The organism is Cupriavidus sp. SW-Y-13, assembly GCF_009793345.1.
In the GTDB taxonomy this organism is placed as follows: Bacteria; Pseudomonadota; Gammaproteobacteria; order Burkholderiales; family Burkholderiaceae; genus Cupriavidus.
In genome coordinates, this window is sequence record NZ_WHLX01000001.1 from 477,793 (window position 1) to 503,051 (window position 25,259).

General features: G+C 64.2%; 27 protein-coding genes and 1 other RNA gene. 12 read left to right on the forward strand and 16 right to left on the reverse strand.

Annotated elements, in window-relative coordinates:
* Positions 1-181 precede the first annotated feature (181 nt).
* The 4 genes from GA566_RS02205 (at position 182) to rnpB (ending at position 3,669) form a co-directional block, all read left to right on the forward strand.
* Positions 182-1,477, forward strand: a complete 1,296-nt coding sequence (locus GA566_RS02205) for a glycerate kinase (protein ID WP_160471443.1) — start codon at positions 182-184, stop codon at positions 1,475-1,477.
* 15 nt (positions 1,478-1,492) lie between these two features.
* Entirely contained in the window at positions 1,493-2,527 is a 1,035-nt protein-coding gene (gene pyrC, locus GA566_RS02210) for a dihydroorotase (protein ID WP_137924130.1), read from the forward strand.
* Positions 2,528-3,310 carry a DUF3025 domain-containing protein gene (locus tag GA566_RS02215; protein WP_160471444.1) on the forward strand — a complete coding sequence of 261 codons (783 nt, stop codon included), beginning with the start codon at positions 2,528-2,530 and terminating at the stop codon, positions 3,308-3,310. It begins immediately after the preceding gene.
* A gap of 15 nt (positions 3,311-3,325) precedes the next feature.
* An RNA gene (gene rnpB, locus GA566_RS02220) (RNase P RNA component class A) lies at positions 3,326-3,669 on the forward strand.
* Positions 3,670-3,737: 68 nt separating this feature from the next.
* On the opposite strand, the gene GA566_RS02225 is transcribed toward rnpB, so the two are convergent.
* Positions 3,738-4,160, reverse strand: coding sequence for an OsmC family protein (locus tag GA566_RS02225; RefSeq protein WP_137924132.1), 423 nt, complete (start codon positions 4,158-4,160; stop codon positions 3,738-3,740).
* A gap of 744 nt (positions 4,161-4,904) precedes the next feature.
* On the opposite strand from GA566_RS02225, the gene rplM reads away from it, so the two are divergent.
* From rplM to erpA, 4 genes are all read left to right on the forward strand, one after another.
* On the forward strand, positions 4,905-5,333 hold the full coding sequence (gene rplM, locus GA566_RS02230) for a 50S ribosomal protein L13 (RefSeq protein WP_008646003.1): 429 nt from the start codon (positions 4,905-4,907) through the stop codon (positions 5,331-5,333).
* 11 nt (positions 5,334-5,344) lie between these two features.
* Complete coding sequence (gene rpsI, locus GA566_RS02235; RefSeq protein WP_137924133.1) at positions 5,345-5,737, forward strand: 30S ribosomal protein S9; 393 nt, start codon at positions 5,345-5,347, stop codon at positions 5,735-5,737.
* A 221-nt stretch (positions 5,738-5,958) separates the two neighbouring features.
* On the forward strand, positions 5,959-6,477 hold the full coding sequence (locus GA566_RS02240; RefSeq protein WP_137924134.1) for a polymer-forming cytoskeletal protein: 519 nt from the start codon (positions 5,959-5,961) through the stop codon (positions 6,475-6,477).
* 105 nt (positions 6,478-6,582) lie between these two features.
* A complete protein-coding gene (gene erpA, locus GA566_RS02245; protein WP_137924135.1) occupies positions 6,583-6,951 on the forward strand; it encodes an iron-sulfur cluster insertion protein ErpA in 369 nt (122 codons plus the stop codon).
* 73 nt (positions 6,952-7,024) lie between these two features.
* Here the strand turns inward: erpA and GA566_RS02250 are convergent, their stop codons facing one another.
* The gene (locus GA566_RS02250; protein ID WP_160471446.1) at positions 7,025-8,158 is read right to left on the reverse strand and encodes an anhydro-N-acetylmuramic acid kinase; all 1,134 of its coding nucleotides are present in this window, start codon (positions 8,156-8,158) and stop codon (positions 7,025-7,027) included.
* A gap of 22 nt (positions 8,159-8,180) precedes the next feature.
* Entirely contained in the window at positions 8,181-9,575 is a 1,395-nt protein-coding gene (locus tag GA566_RS02255; RefSeq protein ID WP_137924137.1) for a M23 family metallopeptidase, read from the reverse strand.
* A gap of 211 nt (positions 9,576-9,786) precedes the next feature.
* Between GA566_RS02255 and tyrS the strand changes: the two genes are divergently transcribed.
* The 4 genes from tyrS to GA566_RS02275 all read left to right on the forward strand — a co-directional run bounded on the left by tyrS (position 9,787) and on the right by GA566_RS02275 (position 12,949).
* On the forward strand, positions 9,787-11,028 hold the full coding sequence (gene tyrS / locus GA566_RS02260) for a tyrosine--tRNA ligase (protein WP_160471448.1): 1,242 nt from the start codon (positions 9,787-9,789) through the stop codon (positions 11,026-11,028).
* Between the two features lie 8 nt (positions 11,029-11,036).
* Complete coding sequence (dtd, locus tag GA566_RS02265) at positions 11,037-11,507, forward strand: D-aminoacyl-tRNA deacylase (protein WP_160471449.1); 471 nt, start codon at positions 11,037-11,039, stop codon at positions 11,505-11,507.
* 80 nt (positions 11,508-11,587) lie between these two features.
* Positions 11,588-12,235 (forward strand): YbhB/YbcL family Raf kinase inhibitor-like protein, encoded by a 648-nt coding sequence (locus GA566_RS02270; RefSeq protein ID WP_137924140.1) that lies wholly within the window; start codon positions 11,588-11,590, stop codon positions 12,233-12,235.
* A gap of 39 nt (positions 12,236-12,274) precedes the next feature.
* Positions 12,275-12,949 (forward strand): histidine phosphatase family protein, encoded by a 675-nt coding sequence (locus GA566_RS02275; protein WP_137924141.1) that lies wholly within the window; start codon positions 12,275-12,277, stop codon positions 12,947-12,949.
* Positions 12,950-12,968: 19 nt separating this feature from the next.
* On the opposite strand, the gene GA566_RS02280 is transcribed toward GA566_RS02275, so the two are convergent.
* The 13 genes from GA566_RS02280 to GA566_RS02340 form a co-directional block, all read right to left on the reverse strand.
* A complete protein-coding gene (locus tag GA566_RS02280) occupies positions 12,969-13,715 on the reverse strand; it encodes a queuosine precursor transporter (protein WP_160471451.1) in 747 nt (248 codons plus the stop codon).
* A gap of 150 nt (positions 13,716-13,865) precedes the next feature.
* The gene (locus tag GA566_RS02285) at positions 13,866-14,453 is read right to left on the reverse strand and encodes a YSC84-related protein (protein ID WP_137924937.1); all 588 of its coding nucleotides are present in this window, start codon (positions 14,451-14,453) and stop codon (positions 13,866-13,868) included.
* Positions 14,454-14,517: 64 nt separating this feature from the next.
* On the reverse strand, positions 14,518-15,120 hold the full coding sequence (locus GA566_RS02290) for a hypothetical protein (protein ID WP_137924938.1): 603 nt from the start codon (positions 15,118-15,120) through the stop codon (positions 14,518-14,520).
* 181 nt (positions 15,121-15,301) lie between these two features.
* On the reverse strand, positions 15,302-16,369 hold the full coding sequence (ruvB, locus tag GA566_RS02295) for a Holliday junction branch migration DNA helicase RuvB (protein WP_137924939.1): 1,068 nt from the start codon (positions 16,367-16,369) through the stop codon (positions 15,302-15,304).
* 58 nt (positions 16,370-16,427) lie between these two features.
* Entirely contained in the window at positions 16,428-17,009 is a 582-nt protein-coding gene (ruvA, locus tag GA566_RS02300; RefSeq protein ID WP_160471453.1) for a Holliday junction branch migration protein RuvA, read from the reverse strand.
* A 63-nt stretch (positions 17,010-17,072) separates the two neighbouring features.
* Positions 17,073-18,245, reverse strand: coding sequence for a glycerophosphodiester phosphodiesterase (locus tag GA566_RS02305; protein ID WP_160471455.1), 1,173 nt, complete (start codon positions 18,243-18,245; stop codon positions 17,073-17,075).
* 62 nt (positions 18,246-18,307) lie between these two features.
* A complete protein-coding gene (gene ruvC / locus GA566_RS02310) occupies positions 18,308-18,853 on the reverse strand; it encodes a crossover junction endodeoxyribonuclease RuvC (protein WP_160471456.1) in 546 nt (181 codons plus the stop codon).
* 158 nt (positions 18,854-19,011) lie between these two features.
* Positions 19,012-20,586 (reverse strand): bifunctional phosphoribosylaminoimidazolecarboxamide formyltransferase/IMP cyclohydrolase, encoded by a 1,575-nt coding sequence (purH, locus tag GA566_RS02315; protein ID WP_137924943.1) that lies wholly within the window; start codon positions 20,584-20,586, stop codon positions 19,012-19,014.
* 16 nt (positions 20,587-20,602) lie between these two features.
* Positions 20,603-20,836, reverse strand: coding sequence for a Fis family transcriptional regulator (locus GA566_RS02320; RefSeq protein ID WP_066739474.1), 234 nt, complete (start codon positions 20,834-20,836; stop codon positions 20,603-20,605).
* Positions 20,833-21,915, reverse strand: a complete 1,083-nt coding sequence (dusB, locus tag GA566_RS02325; RefSeq protein ID WP_160471458.1) for a tRNA dihydrouridine synthase DusB — start codon at positions 21,913-21,915, stop codon at positions 20,833-20,835. The genes GA566_RS02320 and dusB overlap by 4 nt, the downstream gene beginning before the upstream one ends.
* Before the next feature lie 189 nt (positions 21,916-22,104).
* On the reverse strand, positions 22,105-23,355 hold the full coding sequence (locus tag GA566_RS02330) for a UbiH/UbiF/VisC/COQ6 family ubiquinone biosynthesis hydroxylase (RefSeq protein ID WP_160471460.1): 1,251 nt from the start codon (positions 23,353-23,355) through the stop codon (positions 22,105-22,107).
* The gene (locus GA566_RS02335; protein WP_160471461.1) at positions 23,333-23,806 is read right to left on the reverse strand and encodes a hypothetical protein; all 474 of its coding nucleotides are present in this window, start codon (positions 23,804-23,806) and stop codon (positions 23,333-23,335) included. Before GA566_RS02335 ends, GA566_RS02330 begins: the two co-directional genes overlap by 23 nt.
* Positions 23,803-25,221, reverse strand: coding sequence for an aminopeptidase P N-terminal domain-containing protein (locus tag GA566_RS02340; RefSeq protein WP_137924947.1), 1,419 nt, complete (start codon positions 25,219-25,221; stop codon positions 23,803-23,805). Before GA566_RS02340 ends, GA566_RS02335 begins: the two co-directional genes overlap by 4 nt.
* Between the last annotated feature and the right edge of the window lie 38 nt (positions 25,222-25,259).

Consider the following 25,259-nt stretch of genomic DNA (forward strand, 5'->3'; position numbering starts at 1 on the left):
CGGCAGGGGGCTGCCGCTTTGCAATAGAATGGGGCCATTATCCTTCGCGTACCGGACGCTGCCAAGCACGGCGCCGACGCCCTCATCCCTTCCCAGCCATGAATCGAGACAAGATCGCTGCCATTCCCGGAGACGGAATCGGAACGGAACCCATGCCCCAGGGCGCCATCGCGGAGGCATCATGAATTTCCAGGGCTGTCCGCGCACCTTGCTGCTCGAGAGTTTCCACGCCGCTGTTGCTGCCGCCGATCCATTGCAAATCGTTGCCGATCACCTGCCGCCGCCGCATGCCGGAGGGCGCACGCTCGTGGTGGGCGCAGGCAAGGCTGCCGCGTCGATGGCGGCAGCGGTCGAGCGCGCCTACCAGGGCAAGGCCACGCTCGAAGGCATCGTCGTCACGCGCTATGCGCATGGCATGCCCACCGACCATATCCGCGTGATCGAGGCCGGCCATCCGGTGCCCGACGAAGCGGGCGAGCAGGCCGCCGCCGATATCCTGGCGCGTGTGCAATCGCTCGGACCCGAGGATCGGCTGATCGTGCTGGTCTCGGGCGGCGGCTCCAGCCTGCTGTCGCTGCCGGCCGATGGCATCCCCATGGCCGACCTGAAAGCCACCACGCGCGAGTTGCTGCGTTGTGGCGCACCGATCACGGACATGAACGTCGTGCGCAAGCATATTTCGCGCATCCAGGGCGGAAGGCTCGCGCAGGCGAGCCGGGCACCCGTGACCACGCTGATCGTGTCCGATGTGGCGGGCGACGATCCGAGTGCCATCGCCTCCGGTCCTACGGTTCCCGATCCCAGCACCTATGCCGATGCCCTCGGCATCCTGAAACGCTTCGGCGCCACGGTGCCGGCGAGCGTGCAATCCCATCTGGAACGCGGCGCGCGCGGCGAGATCGATGAAACGCCGAAGCCGGGCGATCCGCTGTTCAAGCGCGTCGACAACCGCATGATCGCCACGGCACATGGCAGCCTGGAAGCTGCCGCCGCGCTGTTCCGCCGTCAAGGCATCGAACCCGTGGTGCTCGGCGATACGGTTACCGGCGAGGCGCAGGAGGTGGCACGCGTCTATGCCGCGCTCGTCCGCGAGATTCGCAAGTACAATGCGCCGTTCTCCGCGCCGGTGGTGCTGATCTCGGGCGGTGAATGCACGGTCACATTGCCGAGTGGTGCGACAAACGCGCGTGGCGGGCGGTGCTCGGAATTCCTGCTGTCGCTGGCCATCGAGCTGGCCGGTGCGGAAAACATCCACGCGATTGCCGCCGACACCGACGGCATCGATGGTTCCGAGGACAACGCCGGTGCGTTGCTGGGCCCCGATTCGCTGGCGCGCGCTGATGCAGCCGGCGTCTCGGCCCGGCACAGCCTGGATGCCCACGACGCGTGGGGGTTCTTCCATGCGGTGGATGACCTCGTCGTGACCGGCCCCACGCGGACCAACGTGAACGATTTCCGCGCCATCCTGATTCTCTAGTTGTTGCTTGTCCCCATGACCCAAAAGATCACGATTACCCGCCCGGACGACTGGCACCTGCACCTGCGCGATGGCGCGGCGCTGACCGCTGTCCTGCCCGATACCGCACGCCAGTTCGCGCGCGCCATCGTCATGCCGAACCTCAAGCCGCCGGTCACCACGGTGGCGCAAGCCGCTGCCTACCGCGACCGCATCCTGGCCGCACTGCCGGCCGGGATGACGTTCGAGCCGCTGATGACGCTGTACCTGACCGACAACCTGCCGCCCGAGGAAATCGTCGCAGCCAAGGCCAGCGGTTTTGTCCACGCGGTGAAGCTGTACCCGGCCGGCGCCACGACCAACAGCGATGCTGGCGTGACCGATATCAAGCGATGCGCCCCTACGCTGGAAGCCATGCAGCGTGCAGGCATGCCGCTGCTGGTGCACGGCGAAGTCACCAATGGCGACATTGACCTGTTCGACCGCGAAGCCGTATTCATCGAGCGCGTGATGAAACCGCTGCGCCGCGATTTCCCGGAACTGAAGGTGGTGTTCGAGCACATCACCACGTCCGAGGCCGCCCAGTACGTGGCCGAAGCCGAAGGCCCGATCGCTGCGACGATCACCGCGCACCATCTGCTCTACAACCGCAACGCGATCTTCATCGGCGGCATCCGTCCGCATTACTACTGCCTGCCGGTACTCAAGCGCGAGACCCATCGTGAGGCGCTGGTAAAGGCCGCTACGTCGGGCAGCGACCGTTTCTTCCTCGGCACGGACAGCGCGCCGCATGCCAAGGGCCTCAAGGAGCACGCGTGCGGTTGCGCGGGTTGCTACACGGCGCTGCATGCGATGGAGCTTTACGCCGAAGCATTCGATGCAGTCGGCGCGCTGGACAAGCTGGAGGCGTTCGCCAGCTTCAACGGCCCGGCGTTCTACAACCTGCCGCGCAACACGGGCACGTTGACGCTGACGCGCGAGGATTGGGAGCTGCCGACGGAACTGCCGTACGGCGACACCACGCTGGTGCCGCTGCGCGCAGGCGAAACGCTGCGCTGGAAGGCAAGCTGATTGCTTCCGGCGATTGACTGGACGCGGCCCTGGTACCAACCATTCGCCGCGTCCGCATCGGTCCTTTCGCACGAGGATCTGCGCGAAGGACTCAATGCAGTCGCCGGTGCCCTGCGCAATGCGCGCGGGCAGCCGCTACGCTTCGTGCCGCAGTCATCGTTGCCCGATGGCACGGCGTACGAATCCCACATCCACGCCAGCGGGCAGGTGCCGACGCGCGACAACCTCCACGACGCCTTCAACGCGTTGATCTGGCTGCACTTCCCCGAAACCAAACGTTTGCTGAACCGGCTGCAGGCCGAGGCCATTGCGCGCGACGGCGTGCAACAGATGCGAGGCGGTCTGCGCGATGCCGCCACGCTGTTCGACGAGAACGCGATCCTTTTCCTCACCGAAGACGACACGCTGTTCGATGCCCTGAAAGGGTTTGACTGGCGCGAATTGTTCATCACCCGGCGCGTTTCGTGGCGGGGCGTCTGTGGCGTGATGCCGTTCGGGCACGCATTGCTCGAAAAGCTCGTCCATCCCTACAAGGCCGTCACCGCCCACGCCTGGCGTGTCATTGCGCCGCCGTCGATGCCGATGCACGAACTCGACGCCATGCTTGCAGCGGATCTCGCCGAAGCGGCAGAAGCAGGCCGCTTCGCCGGTGGCCGCAGCTTTTCGCCGTTGCCCGTCATGGGTATCCCGGGCTGGTGCGACGGCAACGCTGATCCAGCGTTCTATGAGGATGTCACGGTGTTTCGTCCGGGACGCCGGCCGCCCCAGCCGTCCATTCGGTGATAGACTGCGGCCCGCAAAGCAGGCCAGACAATCGCTGCTTGTTCCCGCAAGGGGCAAGGGGAGGAAAGTCCGGACTCCACAGGGCAGGGTGTTGGCTAACAGCCATCCACGGTAACGTGCGGAATAGGGCCACAGAGACGAGTCTTGCCGCTGGCTTCGGTCGGCGGGAAGGGTGAAACGCGGTAACCTCCACCTGGAGCAATCCCAAATAGGCAGACGTTGAGGCGGCCCGCTGAGTCTGCGGGTAGGGAGCTGGAACCGTCCGGTAACGGCCGGTCTAGAGGAATGGTTGTCACATGCAGAGTGCCCGCAAGGGCGGTCGGCATGCACAGAATCCGGCTTATCGGCCTGCTTTGCTTCGGATTTGAGAACGCCCGGCGTGCTTCTGCACCGCCGGGCGTTTTGCTTTGGCGTGAGCGTGGAAACGTCAGCCTTCGACGATCTCGGTGGTATGCGTGATCTCGGCAGTCTTCGCCAGCATGATCGATGCCGAGCAGTACTTCTCGTGCGACAGCTCGATGGCACGCTCCACCTTGGCGGGGTCCAGGCCCTTGCCGGTTACCGTGAAGTGGAAGTTGATCTTCGTGAACACCTTCGGATCGGTATCGGCGCGCTCGGCTTCCAGCTTGACCGAGCAGCCGCGAATATCCTGGCGGCCACGCTTCAGGATCAGCACCACGTCATAGGCGGTGCAGCCGCCAGTGCCCAGCAGCACCATCTCCATTGGACGCGGCGCCAGGTTGTTGCCGCCACCGTCCGGTGCGCCGTCCATGGCCACCAGATGGCCGCTGCCGGTCTGGGCGATGAAGCTCATGCCCTCCGGGCCCGACCATGTCACTTTGCATTCCATTTTTTTCGTTCCTCGATTCGTTGATGTCCTGATTTCGCTCGCACGCAGGGCATCTCATGACTTGCATTTCGCGAGTATAGGCCAACTCCGCGGGCGCCTTTCCCTACGGGATTTCCCCTAAAAATCCGAGGGTTTCCTCTAGTGTGGTGTCGATCAAAGACTCGCTTTGTATGGATAAGTTATTGATTTAAAAGAAATAACGTTCTTTTAAAGAGACGTATTGTACATTCCATATTATGGAATTGAATTTCGTAGTGTAAATTTTCTTGCCTTGCAAGGGGCCATATGTATAATCCAATCCATCGAACGACGGCGCACGAAGAGCGCGCAGAGTGCGAAAGCGAAAGAGGTTCCGGCCCGGATCGCTCGCCGCACCACCGCAATGACCGGCCCCGTCGATCGCCCGGTGTCTCCTCCACCCTCCTCCTTTGGTGGATTCAAACCCAAGTCCGATAGACTTGGGTTTTTTTTCGCCCTTTGCAAGGGCCGCCACGGTGCGCCAGTGAACAACTCGGCGCTTGTCATGCTGCCAGCCGGCAAAGACTTGACGAAATCCGGCAACTTTGCTTGTGCGATGGCGCCGTAGCCGCTTATAATCGTCGGCTTTCCGGTCATTGCCCCCGGAAAAAATCAGGGAGAGCCTGCAGAGAACAAGCAGGAAGGTCAGGTCCCAAGGGCCGACCGACGACAGGACGCTAAAACGGCGACCGTCATACCGGGCAGATTTTCTAATCAGGAAAAATCATGAAGACCTTTTCCGCCAAGCCTGCAGAGGTAAAGCGCGACTGGTACGTGATTGACGCGACGGACAAAGTCCTCGGCCGTGTTGCCAGCGAAGTGGCACGCCGACTGCGCGGCAAGCACAAGCCAGAATTTACTCCTCACGTCGACACCGGTGATTTCATCATCATCGTCAATGCAGCCAAACTGCGCGTGACGGGTACCAAGGAACAGGACAAGAAGTACTATCGCCATTCGGGTTACCCGGGCGGTATCTACGAAACGACGTTCGGCAAGATGCAGCAGCGTTTCCCGGGCCGTGCCCTGGAAAAGGCTGTCAAGGGCATGCTGCCGAAGGGTCCGCTGGGCTACGCGATGATCAAGAAGCTGAAGGTTTACGCCGAAGCCGAGCATCCGCATAGCGCACAGCAGCCCAAGGTGCTGGAAATCTAAGGGGGCCATCCATGATCGGTAATTGGAATTACGGTACTGGCCGCCGCAAGAGCGCCGTGGCACGTGTCTTCATCAAGTCGGGCAAGGGCGCTATTGTCGTCAACGGCAAGCCCATCAACGAGTATTTCGCTCGCGAAACCTCGCTGATGATCGTGCGCCAGCCGCTGGAACTGACGGCTCACGCCGAAACGTTCGACATCAAGGTCAACGTGACCGGTGGTGGTGAAACCGGCCAGGCCGGTGCTGTTCGCCACGGCATCACCCGCGCGCTGATCGATTACGACGCCACGCTGAAGTCGGCCCTGTCGAAGGCTGGCTACGTTACGCGTGACGCACGTGAAGTCGAGCGTAAGAAGGTTGGTCTGCACAAGGCGCGTCGTCGGAAGCAATTCTCGAAGCGTTAATGTGCTTCTGCCTGGTCCGGCCCGCCGGATCTGGCAAGGCCCGAAAAAGACCGCACGGTTCATCGTGCGGTTTTTTTTTTTGCCATGACATTTCAGATCAAGGACTTGTCACATTCAGCGTTGCGCATATCCGTGCTTAAAGCATTTCATCCGCATGCCGTTCATGCGGCGATACAATCACGGGCTTGCATCCAGACGCTGCATGAAAAGGGAGTAGATACATGCTGTTTTCCAAGAAGAAGGGCCTGTCCATCGATACATTGATCGGGCCGGACACCACCATCGAGGGCGATGTGGCGTTCTCCGGCGGTTTGCGTCTGGATGGCCGCGTGCGCGGCAACATCATCGCTGTGGAAGGCAAGTCCAGCATGCTCGTGATCACCGAGAAAGGTGTGGTCGAGGGCGAAATCCGCGTCGAGCATCTGGTCCTGAACGGCACAGTGAACGGGCCGGTCCATGCGACGGAACTGCTCGAACTGCAAGCGCAGGCCCGGGTCCATGGCGAGGTGCGCTATGCGGCGCTTGAGATGCAGCAGGGGGCGCTCGTCGAAGGGCGTCTGATCCCGCTGGTGCAGACAGAAGTGCGTGCATTGCCCAATCACGTCCCGCCCGCAGAGACCGATGTGGATGTCGAAGCCACTGTCGTGGAGATCGTGGCAGATGTCCCAACCGTGGAAAACGTGACGGAAGAGGCTTCCGAAACCGGTGAAAAGCTGGAAAAGGTTGAGAAAGTGGCCTGACGCGGCCCGGCAATCCCGACGCAGAGGCCCTTGAAATCAAGGGGTTTCGGCACGATTTCAGAGTAGCGCTTAGAATACGGGCGTACCTAACCAGGAGAATTCCCCATGAACGCAGTCGCAGAGGCACCCGTTACCGAAGATGTGCCGGCACCGTTCGTCTTTACTGACAGCGCGGCCGACAAGGTCAAGCAATTGATCGAGGAAGAGGGCAACGCCGAATTGAAGCTGCGCGTGTTCGTGCAGGGCGGCGGTTGCTCCGGCTTCCAGTATGGCTTCACGTTCGACGAAGACGTGAATGAAGACGACACCCAGATGAACAAGAACGGTGTCACCCTGTTGATCGACTCGATGAGCTACCAGTACCTGATTGGCGCCGAGATCGACTACAAGGAAGACATCAACGGCGCCCAGTTCGTGATCAAGAACCCGAATGCCTCGACCACCTGTGGTTGCGGCTCGTCGTTCTCGGTCTGACGCCAGACGTCTCGCCATAAAAAAAAGCGCACCCTACGGTGCGCTTTTTTCTTCCGCAGAACCCCTGACGCGCTCAGCGCGGATAGATCGCGCCCAGCACGCGCGGTCCGGCTGCCCCCGTCACGGTCGGTACATTGCCGGGCGCACGGTGCACGCACTGGCGGGCGAACCATGCAAACGCCAGCGCTTCCACCTGGGAAACCGGCACGCCATACGCGTCCGAAGTCTCCACCGTCACGCCCGGCAGTAACTGTCCAAGATTGCCGAGCAACGCCTCGTTGTACGCACCGCCACCACAAACAATCAGCCGTTGGGCATCTGGCGCGCAAGTCTGCACGTCACGCGCAATAGCCGTAGCCGTCAGCGTGGCCAGCGTGGCTTGCACATCGGCCGCCGGCAGCGGGCTTGGCAGGCTTTCCAGCACCGCCTGCAGCCAGCCCGGGTGGAACAGGTCGCGGCCGGTACTCTTGGGTGGCGGGGCGTGGAAATAGGGTTCGGTCAGCAGTCGCGTCAGCAGCGCCTCGTCGACGCTGCCTGTGGCACCCCAGGCGCCGCGATCGTCGAATGGCTCGCCGCGATGACGTTGCACCCAGTCATCGAGCAGTGCATTGCCCGGTCCGCAGTCGAAGCCGGTCACAGGCCGGCCGGTATTCGCGGCGGGCAGGATGCTGATATTCGAGATGCCCCCGATATTGCAGACCACGCGGGTCTCATCGCGCGCGCCAAATAGCGCCGCGTGGACGGCGGGAACGAGCGGTGCACCTTGTCCTCCTGCGGCGATATCGCGACTGCGGAAGTCCGCGACGACATCGATGTCGGTCAGTTCCGCCAGCAGGGCAGGATGTTGGGTCTGTCGGGTGTAGCCCGTTCCGTCATAGAGTCCGGGACGATGCCGGATGGTCTGGCCGTGTGCGCCGATCGCAACCACCTGGCTGGCGTTGATATCGGACTCACGCAACAAGGCTTCCACGCACGCAGCGTAGACGCGCGCCAGACCATTGGCGGCCATGGCTTCACGATGAATCTCGTCTTCGCCAGGTTGTTGCAGCGCTGCGAAGGCTTCACGCAGGCTGTCCGGGAATGGCAGGTGAGCCGCAGCCAGCACCACCGGCTGCGCCGCCGTGAAATCGACGAGGACGCCGTCCGCGCCGTCCATGCTGGTGCCTGACATCAGGCCAATGAAACAATCAGTAGGCACCGGGGGCATGGATATCGGTTTCGGTCGAAGCTCAGTTGCTGGCGGTCAGTACATTGTAGGTGCGGAGCATGTTGATGCGGCTCAGCGTGGCACTGGTGTAGGTCAGGAAGTCCGCGCGCGACTTGCCGGTCAGGGTCGGCGCTTCCATCAACGTCGTCGTCAGCGGATTCTGCGGAACGTCGTTGTAGCGGAACTCATAGTGCAGGTGCGGCCCAGTGGCCCAGCCCGTCGAACCGACATAGCCGATCAGTTGGCCTTGCGACACATGCTGGCCTTCGCGTAGTCCGGCAAAGCGCGACAGGTGCGCATAAAAGGTCGAGTAGCCGTTGGCATGCTTGAGCACGACGATGTTGCCGTAGCCGTTCTGCTGCCCGGCGAACTCCACCGTGGCATCGGCCGTGGCGATCACCTTGGTGCCCTGCGGCGCGGCGAAATCCACGCCCTTGTGCTGCTTCCACTGATGGTGAAGCGGGTGGTCGCGCCCGCCGAACCCTGACGATACGCGCGAGAACTCTACTGGCGAACGCAGGAACGGACGCTTCATGCTGCGCCCATCGAACGTGTAGTAGGCGCCCGGCGTACCGTCCTTCGGTGCGTACCAGAGTGCCTGGTACAGCGTGTTGCGGTTGATCAGTTCGATGGCCACGACACGGCCATTGCGAACGAATGCGCCATCGCGAAAGCCGGCTTCGTAGACGATGCGGAAACGGTCGCCACGGGCGATGTCGTGGTGGAAGTCGATGACACCCGAGAAGATCGAGATCATCTGGTTGACCACTTCGTCAGGCACGCTCGCGCTGTCCATCGACTTGAAGAAACCGGTGGCGTCGATTGCGCCGGACGCCATTTCGTAGTGCAGGTCGTTGTCGACTGCCTCGATGCGCGCCTTGTACGTGAAATCGCCGCCTTCCTTTTTAGGCGCCACGCGCTCGATCACGAGTTCGCGCGAACTGCCTGCGTCGCCGCCGAGGTTGGCTTGCAGCGAAACCAGCAGATTGCTGCTGTCGATCTCGGCCTGCACCGCCTGGCCGGGGTTCAGGTCGAACAGGCTGCGGGCGGTAGGGTTCTTGACGATAAACGCTTGCGCATCGGGATCGTCCACGCCGAGCCGGCGCAGCAGGGAGCCGATGGTATCGCCGCGCTGCATGCGTTCCTGCTGTACGTAGACGCCCGCGTCGCTCGCCTCGGTCAGCTGTTCGAGTTGCTCATGCACGTCGGGCATGCGCAGGGTATGTTCGACTCGCGGGGCGAGCGGATCATCGAATGCGTTGCGGGGGGCAACGCCCATCGCCGCCGCCATGCCAAGCGTAAAAACCGTGCCGACGGCGACGGTCAACTGCTTGCGGCGGCGCGTATGCTGGGGATTCGTCGGATCAACCAGGACTACCAGTTGCCGCGCGAAAACATCGCGGAGATTAGACCACATCACGTAGAATTCAAGCTTTCCGAATTGGCAGGCCCTACCGCGACGATTTGTTTCGTCTGCCATCCTCCCCCGAGGTGCGGTGCGGGTATTGTCTGTTTGCCACCCTTCCGGGTGACCGCCGACGACTGTTGTCGGACGAGAAGCTGCGAAGTATATCAGATGAAAATCTGTCATCCGTAGCCTTTTTCCTAAAGATTTCAAAGACTTACCCATGACTGAAGTGAAGCCGGCCGCCGTGGCCAACTATCCACTTACGCCGTCCGTGATGCGCGCACTGGAGATCACCAAGCGCGGCTGCGACGAGCTTCTGGTCGAGGCCGAATGGCTCCAGAAGCTGGCCCGGAGCGAGGCCACTGGTGTGCCGCTGCGCATCAAGCTGGGACTCGACCCCACCGCGCCCGACATCCACCTGGGCCATACCGTGGTGCTGAACAAGCTGCGCCAGTTGCAGGACCTGGGGCACCAGGTGATCTTTCTCATCGGTGATTTCACGTCGACGATTGGCGATCCCTCGGGGCGCAATTCCACGCGGCCGCCGCTGACCCGCGAGCAGATCGAGGCCAACGCCACCACCTACTACAAGCAGGCCAGCCTGGTACTCGATCCCGCGAAAACGGAAATCCGCTACAACAGCGAGTGGTGTGATCCGCTGGGCGCACGCGGCATGATCCAGCTCGCTGCCAAGTACACCGTGGCGCGCATGATGGAGCGCGACGATTTCACCAAGCGTTTCCGTTCCGGTGTGCCGATTTCGGTCCACGAGTTCCTGTATCCGCTGATGCAGGGCTACGACTCGGTGGCACTGAAGGCGGACCTGGAGATGGGCGGCACGGACCAGAAGTTCAACCTGCTGGTAGGTCGCGAATTGCAGAAGGAGTACGGGCAGGAATCGCAGTGCATCCTGACCATGCCGCTGCTGGTAGGACTGGACGGCGTCGAGAAGATGTCGAAGTCCAAGAACAACTACATCGGCGTGACCGAAGCGCCGAACGAGATGTTCGGCAAGCTCATGAGCATCTCGGACGACTTGATGTGGCAATACTTCACGTTGCTGTCGTTCCGCCCGCTGGCCGAGATCGACCTGATGAAGCAGGAAATCGCCGCGGGCCGCAATCCGCGCGATTGCAAGGTGCTGCTGGCGCAAGAGATCGTGGCGCGTTTCCACAGCCAGGCTGATGCCGAGAGCGCGCTGGAAGCATTCAACCATCGCGCCCGTGGCGGTATTCCGGACGACATTCCGGCCGTGAGCCTGGAAGGTGCGCCGATAGCCATCGCCCAGTTGCTCAAGCAGGCCAACCTTGTGCCGTCTACCTCCGAGGCAAACCGCAATATCGAGCAGGGCGGCGTGAAGATCGACGGCGCCACCGTTGCGGACAAATCCGTCAAGGTGGCGGCGGGGACGTATGTGGTGCAGGTCGGCAAGCGCCGCTTTGCACGTGTGACTCTGGCCTGAGGGGCGCGATGATCGCCCTGATCCAGCGTGTGACGCAGGCGCGCGTGACCGTGGAAGGCCGGACGACCGGCGAGATCGGTGCGGGCCTGCTGGCCCTGGTGTGCGCCGAGCGTGGCGACACCGAGGCGCAGGCCGAGCGCCTGTTGGCCAAGATGCTGGGCTATCGCGTGTTTTCCGACGCAGCCGGCAAGATGAACCTGCCGGTGCAGAACATTGACGGGCAGGGCAAGGCGGGCGGACTGCTCGTGGTGTCCCAGTTCACGCTGGCCGCTGACACGAACAGTGGGACGCGGCCGAGTTTTACGCCGGCGGCCTCGCCCGAAGACGGTCGTCGCCTGTACGATCATTTCGTGGCCCGCGCCCGTGCCGCACATCCCGATGTCCAGACCGGGGAATTCGGCGCGATGATGCAGGTCAGCCTGACTAATGACGGCCCGGTGACGTTCTGGCTGCGCGCACCCCCTGCCGCTACGGCGTGAGATTGCGGACGCGCCAGGACGCAAGTGCCTGACCCGCTGCAACCTGATCGCCAAACGAATCCAAGTCGAAGGAGATCCACATGAAACTCTGGAGCAAGGCTTTTGCCGACAACGCGCCCATTCCGGGCGAGTTCGCGTTCTGCGTGCCCGACGCGGCCAATCACGTGACGCTGTCGACCAACCGCAACCCCGATTTGCATTGGGATGACGTACCCGCAGGCACGCGCTCTTTCGTGTTGCTCGCCCACGATCCCGACGTGCCGAGCCGTGGCGACGATGTGAACCAGGAAGACCGCGAGGTGCCGGAATCGTTGCCGCGCCTGGATTTCTTCCACTGGGTGCTGGTCGATATCCCCCCGGGCCTGACCACGATCTCGGCTGGTACGCATAGCGACGGCGTGATCGCGCGCGGCAAGCCCGGACCCGAGGCACTGGTCGGTACGGCCACTGCTGGCGGCCTGCGCCACGGTACGAACGACTACACGGGCTGGTTTGCCAACCACGACGACATGAAGGGCGACTACTTCGGCTACGACGGCCCGTGCCCGCCGTGGAACGACGCGATCGTCCATCGCTACGTGTTCACGGTGTATGCGCTCGATATCGACAGCGTGCCCGTGGAAGGCAAGTTCACTGGCGCCGATGTGCGCGAGGCTATCCAGGGTCACGTGCTGGCCGAGGCCAGCTATACCGGCACGTACACGCTCAACCCGCGTCTCATCAAATAATTCTCAGGACCGCCGTCCGTCGCCCCCCAAGGAATCGGCATGTCGCAAAGCTCTGGCCCGCAAACGCTGGCCTACACCCACCTGATCGTCATCCGCCATGGCGAGACGGCCTGGAACCGCGAACGCCGTTTGCAGGGCCAGGTCGATATTCCGCTCAACGACACGGGCCGCGCTCAGGCGCTGGCGCTGGCCGGCGCGTTGTCGGGCGAGCCGATCGATGCCGTGTATTCGAGCGACCTGGGCCGGGCGATGGAAACCGCGGCGCCGCTGGCGCAGGCACTCGGACTGACCGTGCGCACGGAGCCGCGGCTGCGGGAACGTCACTACGGCGACTTGCAGACGATGACCTACGCCGAGGTCGCCGAGAAGCGGCCCGAGGATTTCGCGAACTGGCAGGCGCGCGTGCCCGACTATGCGCCGCCGGGTGGTGAATCGCTACGGGAGTTCCAGGATCGGGCGGTGGAAATCGCGCTGGCCCTGGCCCGTCGGCACCCCGGCGAGCGGATTGCGATGGTGGCGCACGGCGGCGTGCTCGACTGCCTCTATCGCGAAGCCACGGGCATGACGATCGAAGCGCCGCGCGAGCATGAGCTGCTCAATGCCAGCATCAACCGCATGCGCTGCGACAGCGCCACACTGACGGTGCTGCAATGGGCCGATGTCAGCCATCTGGAAGCGCTGACACTCGACGAGGTAGACCGGCGCGTGCCCTGAAACTCAGGGCAACGCGGGCTCAGACCTTCAGGCGGAACGGGGTGAAGTTGGTATTCCTGTCGTACCAGTCCTCGTTCTCGGCACGCTTCAGGAACGCCACCACCTTGTAGGTCACGGGCGTCATGACCACCTCCCAGCCCGTCTTCAGCACGTACTGCGCCACGGCCACCTGGATGACTTTCTCCAGCGGCCAGATGCCGTAGAAGGCAATCACGTAGAACAGCGAGGAGTCGACCAGTTCACCGGCCAGTGTCGATCCGATGGTGCGCGTCCACAGCCAGCGCCCGCCCGACCACAACTTCATCTTGGCCAGCACATAGCTGTTGGTGAAGCTGCCGCAGCAGAAGGCGATCAGCGAGCCGAGGGCGATGCGCCAGGTATTGCCGAACACATCCTCCAGGCTCTTCTGGTAGTCGATCATGAATGGCGCCACCGGCATGCGCAGCACCACGAACGCCATGAACGTGGCAAACGCCAGGGCGGCAAAGCCGGCCCACACCACGCGCCGGTCGCGGCCATAGCCATACACCTCGGTCAGCACGTCGCCAAAGATGTACGAGACGGGAAAGAACAGCACGCCAGCGCCGAACGTCACGGGGCCGATCACCGGCAGCGTGACCTGCGCGGCCTTGGCCGCCCCGATCAGGTTCGAACACAGCAGCACCGTCACGAAGGCCACCATGACGAGGTCGTAGTAGCGATAGGTCCGGCCGATATGTGGGGCAGTGTGCGGGCCGGGCTGTGGAGCGGCGGGGGATGGGGGCATGGGCGGGAGCGGGGCGTGTGTCTGGCGGTTGTGTCGGGCGATTATGCCAGTGGCGCCACGAGCGCGTCGCCACGGTCGTGCCCAAAACAGAACGCCCGGCCGGAGCCGGGCGATTTCGCTTGCACAAGGCTGCCCCGCAGGGCGACGGGACTAGAGATCGAGCTTGCTGATCTTCGAGCCGTTCAGCGACACATCGAACATCAGGCCCGCGTTGGTCTGCACGAAGGCGATGACCGGCTGCTGCATGGTGACGGTGTCGATGGTGCCATTGGCACCGATCTTGGCCAGGGCCACGCTGGCATCTGCGCCAATGGTCCAGCCCTTGGACTGCACGAACTTGTTGTACGCCTCCGGTGTCATGAACATGATGATGACCGAGCGCGACTGGCCGCCAGCCGTCAGGCCGATGGTGCCCGAGATCGTGCGGTAGTAGCCCTGCGTCGCGCCCTTGCTGCGCAACGCGCCATCGCCATACTCGCCTCCGATCACGAGGCCACCTGCCAGCACGCGCGGGAATACCAGAATGCCCTGTGCCCGGTTGCCGAGATCCCTCGCACTGCTCGTCGAAGCGTAGAGGCGGTTCAGCGCGCCGTCGGCGCCTTCATCGATCTCCTTGCGCCGCGCCGCTACATCCGTGGGTGTGCTGGGACCCGTGGTCGTGCAGCCGGCGGCAAAGCCGGCGGTGGCCACAAGCAGGCCCGACCCGGCGACGCGGGTCACAAACTGACGTCGATCCATTTTCCTGTTCTCCTCTGTGGGACAAGTGCTGCGTCGGCGGCAACCGGCCGCCACGTCATGCGGATCAGCTGGCGTTCGGTGACTTGACGGTGATGGCCACGACTTCCTTCACGACGATCTTGGCCATCTGGCCCTTCTTGATGCCGGCCAGATCGATATTGGGGTCCCTGACCTTGACGGTGCGCAGGGTCTCGCGCGGGCCACGGAAGGTGATGGTGCGCTTGGCAGCGTCCACGTTGGTGATCTCGGCGGTCACCGTGGTGGTGATCTCGCGCATCACGCCGGGTTTGCCGCCTTCGGCGGCGCGGGAGGTGCGCTCCACCTGTTCCATGAGGGCCGTGTCCTTGCTGCCCACTGGCTCCACCCCGGCGACCACGGCGGCAGCACGTGTCAGCGTGACGATATCGCCCTTCTTGACATTGCCGATGTTCTTGGCTTCGTCGCCCGCCACCAGCGCCACCAGGTTGCCGCGCGGACCCTGCACGAGGATGCCCTTGGCGTCCGGATCGACTTCCACGACCTTGCCGCTGACTACGGCCTCTTCGGCGATGCCGATTGGCGCGGGTGTCGTCGACGGTTTTTGCGCGTGGGCAGCACCGGCCATGGTGAAGGCCAGGCAGGCTGCGGCGGAAAGCATGGAGAGACTACGGCTGGCTCGCTGTTTCATGACTGTCCTTATCGCGCATGGCGCGTTTTTGTAAAAACGGGTGCAGTCATTGTGGACAAGCGGGCATAGCGGGGCAATCCACTTCGAAAAAATTTCTAATGGTTCCCGAAAACGTTTAAATGGGGGATTCTGCGCGCGCAGCAGTAGGCTGCCGGCCCACCCGGCAGCATGCAAGACCGCCTCAGGGGGCGTCGAAAATCTCGCCGTCGCGTGACGACTGGGGCGAGGGCAGCCCGAAGTGGCGATAGGCCGCCGCCGTGGCCACCCGTCCGCGCGGCGTGCGCTGCAGGTATCCCTGCTGGATCATGTACGGCTCCAGCACATCCTCGATGGTGTCGCGGGCCTCGCCGATGGCGGCGGCCAGGTTGTCCACGCCCACCGGGCCACCATCGAACTTGTGCAGCACGGCTTCCAGCAGCTTGCGGTCCATCAGGTCGAAACCGACCGTGTCCACGTCGAGCATCGCCAGCGCGGCATCGGCCAGTTCGCGCGTGATGGTGCCGTCGCTTTTCACCTCGGCGTAGTCGCGCACGCGGCGCAGCAGGCGGTTGGCGATACGGGGCGTGCCCCGGGCGCGGCGCGCGATTTCCAGTGCGCCGGCCGGTTCGATCACGGCGTTGAGCAGATGCGCCGAGCGCGTCACGATGCGCGACAGTTCTTCGGGCGTGTAGAACTCCAGCCGCGCCACGATACCAAAGCGATCGCGCAGCGGATTGGTCAGCATGCCCGCGCGGGTGGTGGCGCCCACCAGCGTGAACGGCTGCAGGTCGAGCTTCACGGAGCGGGCCGCAGGGCCTTCTCCGATCATGATGTCGATCTGGTAGTCCTCCAGCGCCGGGTACAGGATTTCCTCCACCACCGGGGACAGGCGATGGATTTCGTCGATGAAGAGGACGTCGTTGGCTTCGAGGTTGGTCAGCAGGGCGGCCAGGTCACCCGGACGCTCCAGCACCGGGCCGGAGGTCTGGCGCAGGTTCACGCCCATTTCGCGGGCGACGATGTGGGCCAGCGTGGTCTTGCCAAGGCCCGGCGGGCCGAACAGCAGCACGTGGTCCAGCGCCTCCTGGCGCTTGCGGGCCGCGTGCATGAAGATGTCGAGCTGGCCGCGCACTTTCTCCTGGCCCACGTACTCGTCGAGCAGCTTCGGACGCAGGGCGCGCTCGAACGCCTCTTCCTGTTTCGAGGCGGGGGTGGCGGCAATGACGCGCTCGGGCGGGCGGTCACCGGTCAGCTTATCGGTTTCGATCATGGCAAGTCAGATGCGGGATGGCGCCATTCTACGCTGCGGGCGCGGCGGATTCCGGCCATCAACCCTTGGACAGTGCCTTGAGCGCGAGCTTGATGCCTTCGGACACGCCCGTGCCCGCAGGCACCTGCTTGACGGCCAGTGCCGCCTCTTTCTCGGAGTAGCCGAGTGCCAGCAGGGCGTTGAGGATATCGGACGCGTTGTCGGACACCGGCGTCGCACCCGGCGCATGGCCCAGTTCCGCACCGAGCTTGCCTTTCAGTTCGAGCAGCAGCCGTTCGGCTGTCTTCTTGCCGATGCCGGGGATCTTGGTCAGCCGACCCGTTTCCTGCATCGTGATCGCCTGCGCCAATTCCGGCACTGACAGACCTGACAACACGGCCAGCGCCATGCGCGCGCCGATGCCGGTGATCTTGATCAGTTCGCGGAAGGTGTTGCGCTCGGTAGCCGTGCCGAAGCCGAACAGCAGGTGCGCGTCCTCGCGGATGATCTGCTGCGTGAGCAGCGTCACGGGCTGTCCGACGGCGGGCAGGTTGTAGAACGTGCTCATCGGCACATCGATCTCGTAGCCGACGCCGTGGCAGTCGACCAGCAGATGCGGGGGGTTCTTCTCAAGCAGGGTGCCGGCGATGCGTCCGATCATGATGGGTACAAAGGAAAGATTGGCCGCAAGTGTATCTGGTATCTGTAGCGCGCCTTGCGGGGGTTATCGTCCGTCGATGGCCTTGCGGCCCAGCGCGGGGTCATCCGTGAAGAAGCCATCCACCCCGGCTGCCGCGAATGCCTGTACTTCGCGCTCCATGCCGGCCGGGTTGCGCGTGGCATCGCCGCCGGGCGCGCGCAGGGATTTCGGCAGGAAACTGTTCTCGGGGCGGAACGTGTAGGGATGCACGATAAGCCCGGCCGCGTGCGCATGCGTGACCAGCGCCGTGGGCGCGGCGAGGTTGCCTTGTGCGTCGCGCGGAATGACCAGGCTTTTCTCGGGGCCGATGCCGTTGGCATATGTGGCCACTTCGCGCAGGCCCAGCGGCGTCAGCATCGACGCATAGGTGCGGCTGTCGCCCGCCAGTCGCCAGTCAGCGGGACGATTGCGCGGATTGCCGATCAACTGCACGACCCTGAGGTTCGGCATCGACGTGCCAAGCAATCGCTTCATCGTACGCAGCGGGCCGACTTCGAACGATTGCACGTACACCGGCGCGGTCTTCGCATAGGCATTGCCCTGCAGCGCTGCGGCGAGTTTTTCTTCGAGCGGCAGGCCGATGCCGCGGAAGTAGCTTGGATGTTTCAGTTCGGGATAGATGCCAATCGGGCTGCCACGCCGGGCAGCCGCCTGTTCCACGAGTTTGAGGATCTCGTCGAACGTGGGGACTTCGAACTGGCCGTCGAGCTTGGCGTTGTAGGGGCGCAGCTTCGGGATGCGTTCCCGCGCGCGCATCGACTTCAACTCGGCAAGGGTGAAGTCTTCGGTGAACCAGCCGTCGATCCGTTCGCCGTCGATGACCTTGATGCGGCGGCGGTCTGCGAATTGCGGCAGTTCGGCCACGTTGGTCGTGCCCGTGATGTCGTTCTCGTGGCGCGCCACCAGTACCCCATCCTTCGTGGCGACGAGATCGGGCTCGATGATGTCGGCACCATCGTCGATGGCCTTCTGGTACGAGGCCAGCGTGTGCTCGGGCCGCAGCGCACTGGCGCCACGATGGCCGATGACAAGGGGCTTCGGGGCCGGCTCGGCGGCAGTAGGTGGAGAGACAGGAGTGGGGGCTGCTGGGGCAACGGTGCGTGGTGCTTGCGGAGCCGTGGCGCAACCGGCAATCAGTGCGGTAGTCGCGAGGGCCAGTGAAAGACGAAGCGAGAAGAGAGACGAAAGAGACGACATCCGGGGGCTTCCTGCATGGTCAAGGGCCCGATTGTAGCCCCGCCCGTCAGCCTGAGCCGCGGTCAGCCCACCAGCCGTCCGCGCCTGACGCGCATGCCCTTGCGGGCCAGTTCAGGCGCCATCCCGGCCAGCGTGCCGAGTGTGTTGCTGCCGTTGGCATGGCAGATTGCCACGCCGAGCGCATCGGCCGCATCACTGCTCGGGCGTCCCGACAGCGCCAGCAAGCGCATCACCATTTCCTGCACCTGCTCCTTGTTGGCGCGCCCATAGCCGACCACGGCCACCTTCAGTTGCAGTGCGGTGTACTCGAAGACCGGCAGGCCCTGCCCGACGAGTCCGCAGATCGCAGCGCCGCGCGCCTGGCCGAGCATCAGTGTCGATTGCGGATTGACGTTGACGAACACCTTCTCGATAGCCGCGCAGTCCGGCGCATAGGTGCGCGCCACCTCGGCAATCCCGTCATAGAGCGTCTTCAGACGCTCCGGCAGGCTTTCATCGCCATTGCTGCGGATCGTGCCGGATGCCACATAGGCCAGCTTGTTGCCGTGCTTCTCCAGCACGCCAAAGCCAGTGGTCCGCAAACCGGGATCGATACCGAGGATACGCATGAAGCGGGGGAGGGAAGAGGATGGGCGTAGTGTAGAGGATTACGCCGCGAGAGGGGCTCCCTCTCCCTTTGGTTTGCTCCCCTCTCCCGCAAGCGGGAGAGGGGCCGGGGGAGAGGGCAGGCGTGTCCAGCGCCAGCGCGCCGGACCTTGCCTACGTCTTAATGCCGGAAATGCCGCGTGCCAGTCAGCACCATCGCAATCCCGCGCTCGTCCGCAGCGGCGATCACTTCGTCGTCGCGCATCGAGCCGCCCGGCTGGATCACCACGCTGGCGCCCGCATCCACCACCACGTCCAGACCGTCACGGAACGGGAAGAACGCATCCGATGCCACGGCCGAACCGGCCAGCGTCAGGCCGGCGTTCTGTGCCTTGATGCTGGCAATACGTGCCGAGTCCACGCGGCTCATCTGGCCGGCGCCGACGCCGAGCGTCATGCCGTTGCCGCAGAATACGATGGCGTTCGACTTCACGAACTTGGCCACGCGCCAGGCGAACATCAGATCGTCCATTTCCTTCGGCGTCGGATGGCGGCGCGTCACCACGCGGAGTTCGGACGGCTGCACGTTGCGTGCATCCGGACCCTGCACCAGCAGGCCACCGCCCACGCGCTTCAGGTCATACTGGTTCATGCCACGGCCGAGCGGGATTTCCAGCAGGCGCACGTTCTGCTTGGCCGCAAACACGTTGCGCGCAGCGGTGCTGAACGACGGGGCGATCAGCACTTCCACGAACTGCTTCGCCACGGCTTGTGCAGCGGCTTCGTCCAGTTCCACGTTGAAGGCGATGATGCCGCCGAAGGCCGAAGTCGAATCGGTCTTGAACGCCTTGTCGTAGGCTTCCAGCGCATTGGCGCCAATGGCCACGCCGCACGGGTTGGCGTGCTTGATGATCACGCACGCGGCGCCGGCGGTGGATTCGAACGACTTCACGCATTCCCATGCGGCGTCCGCATCGGCGATGTTGTTGTACGACAGTTCCTTGCCCTGCAGTTGCACGTAGTTGGCCAGTGCACCGTCCACAGCCTTGAGGTCGCGATAGAAGGCGGCCGACTGGTGCGGGTTCTCGCCGTAGCGCATTTCCTGCACCTTCTCGAAGGCCAGGTTCAGGGTCTGCGGGTAGCTGCTGCGGCCCTGGTGCGACTTGTCGGCGCCGAGGCTGGTCAGGTAGTTGGTGATCGCGCCGTCGTACTGGGCCGTGTGCGCGAACACCTTGGTGGCCAGGCGGAAGTTGGTGTCGTAGCCCACGCTGTTGGCGTTGGCGCGCATTTCGTCGAGCACCACGGCGTAGTCGACGGGATCGACAATCACGGTCACGTCGCGGTGGTTCTTGGCCGCCGAGCGCAGCATGGTCGGGCCGCCGATGTCGATGTTCTCGATGGCGTCCGGCAGCGTGCAGTCATCCTTGGCCACGGTCTGCTGGAACGGGTACAGGTTCACCACCAGCAGGTCGATCGTCGGGATCTTGTGCTCGGCCAGGGCAGCCATGTGCTCGGGCAGGTCGCGGCGGGCCAGAATGCCGCCGTGGACCTTCGGGTGCAGCGTCTTCACGCGGCCGTCGAGCATTTCAGGGAAGCCGGTGTAGTCGGCCACTTCCGTGACCGGCAGGCCGGCATCGGCCAGCAGCTTGGCGGTGCCGCCGGTGGAAAGCAGCGTGACGCCGAGCGCGTTCAGTTCACGCGCGAATTCGACGATGCCGGTCTTGTCGGAAACGGAGAGGAGTGCTTGCTTGATCATGGCTGGGGGAGACGCTTCAAAGTAATCCGTGTTGCTGCAACTTCTTGCGGAGGGTGTTGCGGTTGATGCCGAGATATGCGGCCGCCAGTGACTGGTTGCGCTCGGCGCGCAGCATCACGGCTTCCAGCAGGGGCCGCTCGACGGCCTCCAGCACCATGTTGTACATGTTGGACGGCTCTTCGCCGTCCAGGTCGCGAAAGTACGTATCCAGGCTGTCCCGGATACATTGGTCGATGGCATTGCGGCTCATGCGGCAAGCAGTTCCCGTTTCTTGTTGTTGTTCAGTTCTTTTTCTTCGTCCGTCGCGCCCGCGCTATCACCGGCATTCTCGTCGATATAGATCAGTCGATCGGAAATCGCCGCCTGTTCGTCGAAGAACGCGTTGACCGCTTCCAGTTGCGCGACGGTAGTTTCCAGCGTGTTCATCTTGTGCCGGAACAGATTCGCGCCCTTCAGCCCCCGCGTGTACCAGGCGATGTGCTTGCGCGCGGTGCGCACGCCCGTGAATTCGCCGTAGAACGCGTAGTGATCTTCCAGGTGGTGGTTCATGATCGCGCGGATCTCGGCCACCTCGGGCGATGGCAGCAGTTCGCCCGTCTTCAGGTAGTGCTCGATCTCGCGGAACAGCCACGGGCGGCCCTGTGCGGCACGGCCGATCATGATGGCATCGGCGCCGGTCACGGCCAGCACATGCTTGGCTTTCTGCGGCGTCGTGATATCGCCGTTGGCCACCACCGGGATCTTCAGCGCGGCCTTCACGGCGGCGATGGTCTCGTACTCGGCGTCGCCGTGGTACAGGTCGGCGCGCGTGCGGCCGTGGATCGTCAGCATGCTGATACCGGCATCCTCAGCCATGCGTGCCACGCGCGGGGCATTCTTGTGCTCGCGGTCCCAGCCGGTGCGGATCTTCAGCGTAACCGGCACGCGGTCGCCCACGGCGCCCACCACGGCTTCGACGATGCGCACCACGAGCGGCTCGTTCTGCAGCAGCGCGGAACCGGCCGCCACGTTGCAGACCTTCTTCGCCGGGCAGCCCATGTTGATATCGATGATCTGCGCGCCGCGATCCACGTTGTAGCGGGCCGCCTCGGCCATCATCGATGGCTCCGCGCCGGCAATCTGCACGGAGATCGGTTCCACCTCGCCGGCGTGATTGGCGCGGCGCATGGTCTTCTCGCTCTTCCAGAGCTGTGCATTGGACGCCACCATCTCCGACACCGCGTAACCCGCCCCGAGCTGCTTGCACAGCTGCCGGAATGGCCGGTCGGTCACCCCGGCCATCGGGGCGACAAAAAGGTTGTTTCGAAGGGTATGCGGACCGATCTGCACGGTGTCGGGCGGGGGCGTTGGACCTGAGTGACAGGCGAATGGGGAGCGAAAACATGCCCCTGCCGGCCCTGTGGGCCGGCCAAGTCGGGGTCATGTGCGAGGCCGGGATTTTACCGCTAATCCGGCGCTATTGCTCAATAAATGAGCAAATATCATGGAGGCGGCCGTCTAACGACCGTCGAACGGTGCCTAGCGGCGCGCGCCAAACATCATGTGGCGCGCCAACGAGTGCTTGATCGGCGCCAGACAGGCCAAAGCGGCCAGCGATGCACCGCGTGCATGCGCAGCAAGCGGCCCGCCCACGCCGAATACGCGCGGCAGAAAGTCCGTGATACCGATGGTCATGGCCCGATCTACACGATGACGGCTGGCAAACGCCTGCAAAGCTTCGGGCGTGCAGCCGGCGCGCAGGGAATCGGCCAGCGCGAAGGCATCGCGCAATCCCAGATTCAGACCTTGGCCGGCCACCGGATGCAACGTCTGCGCCGCATTGCCGACCGCGACAACCCGGTCACTGACCGTCACAGGTGCCGCGTTCAGGCCGAGCGGGAAGGCGTGGCGCTTGCCGGCGAGCGCGAAACGGCCCATGCGTGTGCCAAAGGCGCGGCCCAGTTCCTCGGCAAACTCCTCATCTGACAGTGCCAGTCGCCGCTGTGCCTCTTCCGGCGCGCAACACCACACCAGCGCGTAGCCCGAAGCGCCATGTTCCTCATGCGGCAGAAGGGCCAGCGGACCTTCCTCGGTGAATCGCTCCCAGGCCCATCCGGGCTGCGGCTGTGTACACGTCACATGGCCGATGATGGCCGTCTGACCATAGTCGCGCCGCCGCGTGGTTTCGGTGCCCCGCGCCAGCCGCTGGGCCTGCTGATGGAACAGACCCCCCTCGGCCTGAATCGCCAGCCGGGCGGCGTAACGCACCGGCAGGCCATCGTGATCGGCGTGGGCTGTGCCGGTCAGGGTGACGGCGTCGTCGCCATCGGGTTCGATATTGTCGATGCGGGTTTCGAACACGCGTTCCAGACGACCCGGTGCCGCGTCGGCCGCGCGAGCCAGCGCACGTTCCAGCGTCTGGCACAGGTCGCCATACTTGACCACGTAGCCGAGCGCGGGCACGTCGTAGTCGTCGCGGTGCAGTTTCAGGTGGCCAAAGCGCCCCCGCTGCGAAACGTGGATGTGTTCGATGGCCTGCGCCGGCACCGGCCATGCGCCAATCTGTTCCAGCAACTGGCGGCTGCCGTGCGACAGCGCAATGGCACGCGGATCGCGCGCCGCGCGTGCGGGCGTGGCGGCATCGATCAGCGTGATGCGGAACGGCGTGCAGCGCAGCAGTTGCCCGGCCAGGGCCAGCCCCACGGGGCCACTGCCGACGATGACGATGTCGCGCGGCGCCGCTGTTGCCGCCGCGCTACCTTGCAGATCAGGGTTGCCCTGCTGTGTCATGGCTGGCTGCCTCCTGTGCCGGCGCGGTCTCGGCTTGTGCCGCTTCGCCGCGCTTCCAGAGATTTGCGTCGGTGCGCTTCTTGCCGACCTCGGCATCGCGCAGCGCGTTCTCTAATTTCTGCTCGTGGAAACCGGGCAGTTGCCGCAGTCGCTGCAGCAGCGCGTCAAAGTTTGCCGCGGCCATCGGCACCACGCAGCCCTGCTGGCTTTCGGCGTCGCCGGCCAGGATCAGCCACGGCTTGCCAGCCCAGGGTTCGCGGTCCGAGACGCGGATGACCACGCGCTCCAGTGCGTCCCATGCCAGTTCCTCGCGCTGACCATCGGGGCGATGCACGACCACGCGGTCGTCATGCAGGTTCACGACGAACGGTTCGTTCGGGTCCACGTGTTGCACGGTGCTGCGATGCCGCGTGGTCCCCACACCGAACAGTTTGCTCAACAATGCCTTCATCGCGACGGTCCTCCGTTGCCGCGCATCAGTGCCTCGATTTCGTCTGCCTTCACAGGCACCCCGCGCGTGATCAGTTCACATTCGCCCGCCGTCACCACGGCGTCATCCTCGATACGGATGCCGATATGCCAGTAGCGCTCGGGCACGTCTTCGGCCGGGCGCACATAGATGCCCGGCTCGATGGTCAACACCATGCCGGCCTCCAGCGGGCGCCACGGGCGCTCGCCTTCCTGGCCGGCAGGCAATGGGCCGGGCACGCGGTACTCGCCCACATCGTGCACGTCCATGCCGAGCCAGTGGCCCGTGCGGTGCATGTAGAAGCGGCGATAGCTGCCGCTGGCCAGCACGTCGTCGAGCGTGCCTTCCTTGTTGCGGTCGAGCAGGCCCGTATCGAGCATGCCCTGCGCCAGCACCTTCACGGCCGCGTCGTGCGGCACGTTGTACGGCACGCCGGCGCGCGTCTCGGCAATGGCCGCTTCCTGCGCGGCCAGCACGAGGTCGTACAGTTCGCGCTGGGCCGGCGTGAAGCGTCCCGAGACCGGGAACGTGCGCGTGATGTCCGATGCGTAGCCATCGAACTCGCAGCCCGCATCGATCAGGCACAGGTCGCCGTCGCGCAGTTCCGCCGGGCCGGCGCGGTAGTGCAGCACGCAGGCATTGGCGCCCGTGGCGACGATCGAGTTGTACGCCACGCTCTGCGCGCCGTGACGACGAAATTCATACAGCAGCTCGGCTTCGAGGTGGTACTCGCGCAGGCCGGCGCGGGACGTCTGCATGGCGCGCACGTGGGCCTGGGCGGAGATCTCGGCGGCGCGGCGCATGGTGGCCACTTCGCCGGCATCCTTGAACAGGCGCATCTCGTCGAGCAGCGTGCGCACATCGACGGCGACCGAAGGTGCCGAGACACCGGCGCGGCCCTGCATGCGCACCGCATCGAGCCAGCGGCGCACGTTGATGTCGATCTCGGTATTCGCGGCCAGCGGATAGGCGAGCTGCGCGCGATTGGCAAGCAGCGGCGGCAGCAGCTTGTCGATCTCTTCGACCGAATAGGCCTCGTCGAATCCAAACGCGGCGAGCGCACCCTCGGGACCGTAGCGGAAACCGTCCCAGATCTCGCGTTCCTCGTGCTTGGGGCGGCAGAACAGGATGCTGCGGTCGCGGCCCTGCTCGCCAGTGTCGCCCGGTGCGCCCGCCACCAGCACCAGCACGGCCTCGGGCTCGGTGAAGCCGGTCAGGTAATAGAAATAGCTGTCGTGCCGGTACGGATAGTCGCTGTCGCGGTTGCGCATGGCTTCCGGCGCGGTCGGCACGATGGCCACGCCGCCGCCGTTGCGGCGCAGGTGTTGCAGCACGCGGGCACGGCGGTCGCGGCACGCGCCGGAAACTGCGAAATCAGCGGATTCGTGTGCGGACATGGAGGAATGCCGGCGGGAGGCCGGAACAGGTCTGTTGA

Coding starts and splice junctions, on each gene's coding strand:
- GA566_RS02205 (WP_160471443.1), top strand. CDS start 182: ATGAATTTCCAGGGCTGTCCGCGCACCTTGCTGCTCGAGAGTTTCCAC.
- pyrC (WP_137924130.1), top strand. CDS start 1,493: ATGACCCAAAAGATCACGATTACCCGCCCGGACGACTGGCACCTGCAC.
- GA566_RS02225 (WP_137924132.1), bottom strand. CDS start 4,160: ATGGAATGCAAAGTGACATGGTCGGGCCCGGAGGGCATGAGCTTCATC.
- rplM (WP_008646003.1), top strand. CDS start 4,905: ATGAAGACCTTTTCCGCCAAGCCTGCAGAGGTAAAGCGCGACTGGTAC.
- rpsI (WP_137924133.1), top strand. CDS start 5,345: ATGATCGGTAATTGGAATTACGGTACTGGCCGCCGCAAGAGCGCCGTG.
- GA566_RS02240 (WP_137924134.1), top strand. CDS start 5,959: ATGCTGTTTTCCAAGAAGAAGGGCCTGTCCATCGATACATTGATCGGG.
- erpA (WP_137924135.1), top strand. CDS start 6,583: ATGAACGCAGTCGCAGAGGCACCCGTTACCGAAGATGTGCCGGCACCG.
- GA566_RS02250 (WP_160471446.1), bottom strand. CDS start 8,158: ATGCCCCCGGTGCCTACTGATTGTTTCATTGGCCTGATGTCAGGCACC.
- GA566_RS02255 (WP_137924137.1), bottom strand. CDS start 9,575: ATGTGGTCTAATCTCCGCGATGTTTTCGCGCGGCAACTGGTAGTCCTG.
- tyrS (WP_160471448.1), top strand. CDS start 9,787: ATGACTGAAGTGAAGCCGGCCGCCGTGGCCAACTATCCACTTACGCCG.
- dtd (WP_160471449.1), top strand. CDS start 11,037: ATGATCGCCCTGATCCAGCGTGTGACGCAGGCGCGCGTGACCGTGGAA.
- GA566_RS02270 (WP_137924140.1), top strand. CDS start 11,588: ATGAAACTCTGGAGCAAGGCTTTTGCCGACAACGCGCCCATTCCGGGC.
- GA566_RS02275 (WP_137924141.1), top strand. CDS start 12,275: ATGTCGCAAAGCTCTGGCCCGCAAACGCTGGCCTACACCCACCTGATC.
- GA566_RS02280 (WP_160471451.1), bottom strand. CDS start 13,715: ATGCCCCCATCCCCCGCCGCTCCACAGCCCGGCCCGCACACTGCCCCA.
- GA566_RS02285 (WP_137924937.1), bottom strand. CDS start 14,453: ATGGATCGACGTCAGTTTGTGACCCGCGTCGCCGGGTCGGGCCTGCTT.
- GA566_RS02290 (WP_137924938.1), bottom strand. CDS start 15,120: ATGAAACAGCGAGCCAGCCGTAGTCTCTCCATGCTTTCCGCCGCAGCC.
- ruvB (WP_137924939.1), bottom strand. CDS start 16,369: ATGATCGAAACCGATAAGCTGACCGGTGACCGCCCGCCCGAGCGCGTC.
- ruvA (WP_160471453.1), bottom strand. CDS start 17,009: ATGATCGGACGCATCGCCGGCACCCTGCTTGAGAAGAACCCCCCGCAT.
- GA566_RS02305 (WP_160471455.1), bottom strand. CDS start 18,245: ATGTCGTCTCTTTCGTCTCTCTTCTCGCTTCGTCTTTCACTGGCCCTC.
- ruvC (WP_160471456.1), bottom strand. CDS start 18,853: ATGCGTATCCTCGGTATCGATCCCGGTTTGCGGACCACTGGCTTTGGC.
- purH (WP_137924943.1), bottom strand. CDS start 20,586: ATGATCAAGCAAGCACTCCTCTCCGTTTCCGACAAGACCGGCATCGTC.
- GA566_RS02320 (WP_066739474.1), bottom strand. CDS start 20,836: ATGAGCCGCAATGCCATCGACCAATGTATCCGGGACAGCCTGGATACG.
- GA566_RS02330 (WP_160471460.1), bottom strand. CDS start 23,355: ATGACACAGCAGGGCAACCCTGATCTGCAAGGTAGCGCGGCGGCAACA.
- GA566_RS02335 (WP_160471461.1), bottom strand. CDS start 23,806: ATGAAGGCATTGTTGAGCAAACTGTTCGGTGTGGGGACCACGCGGCAT.
- GA566_RS02340 (WP_137924947.1), bottom strand. CDS start 25,221: ATGTCCGCACACGAATCCGCTGATTTCGCAGTTTCCGGCGCGTGCCGC.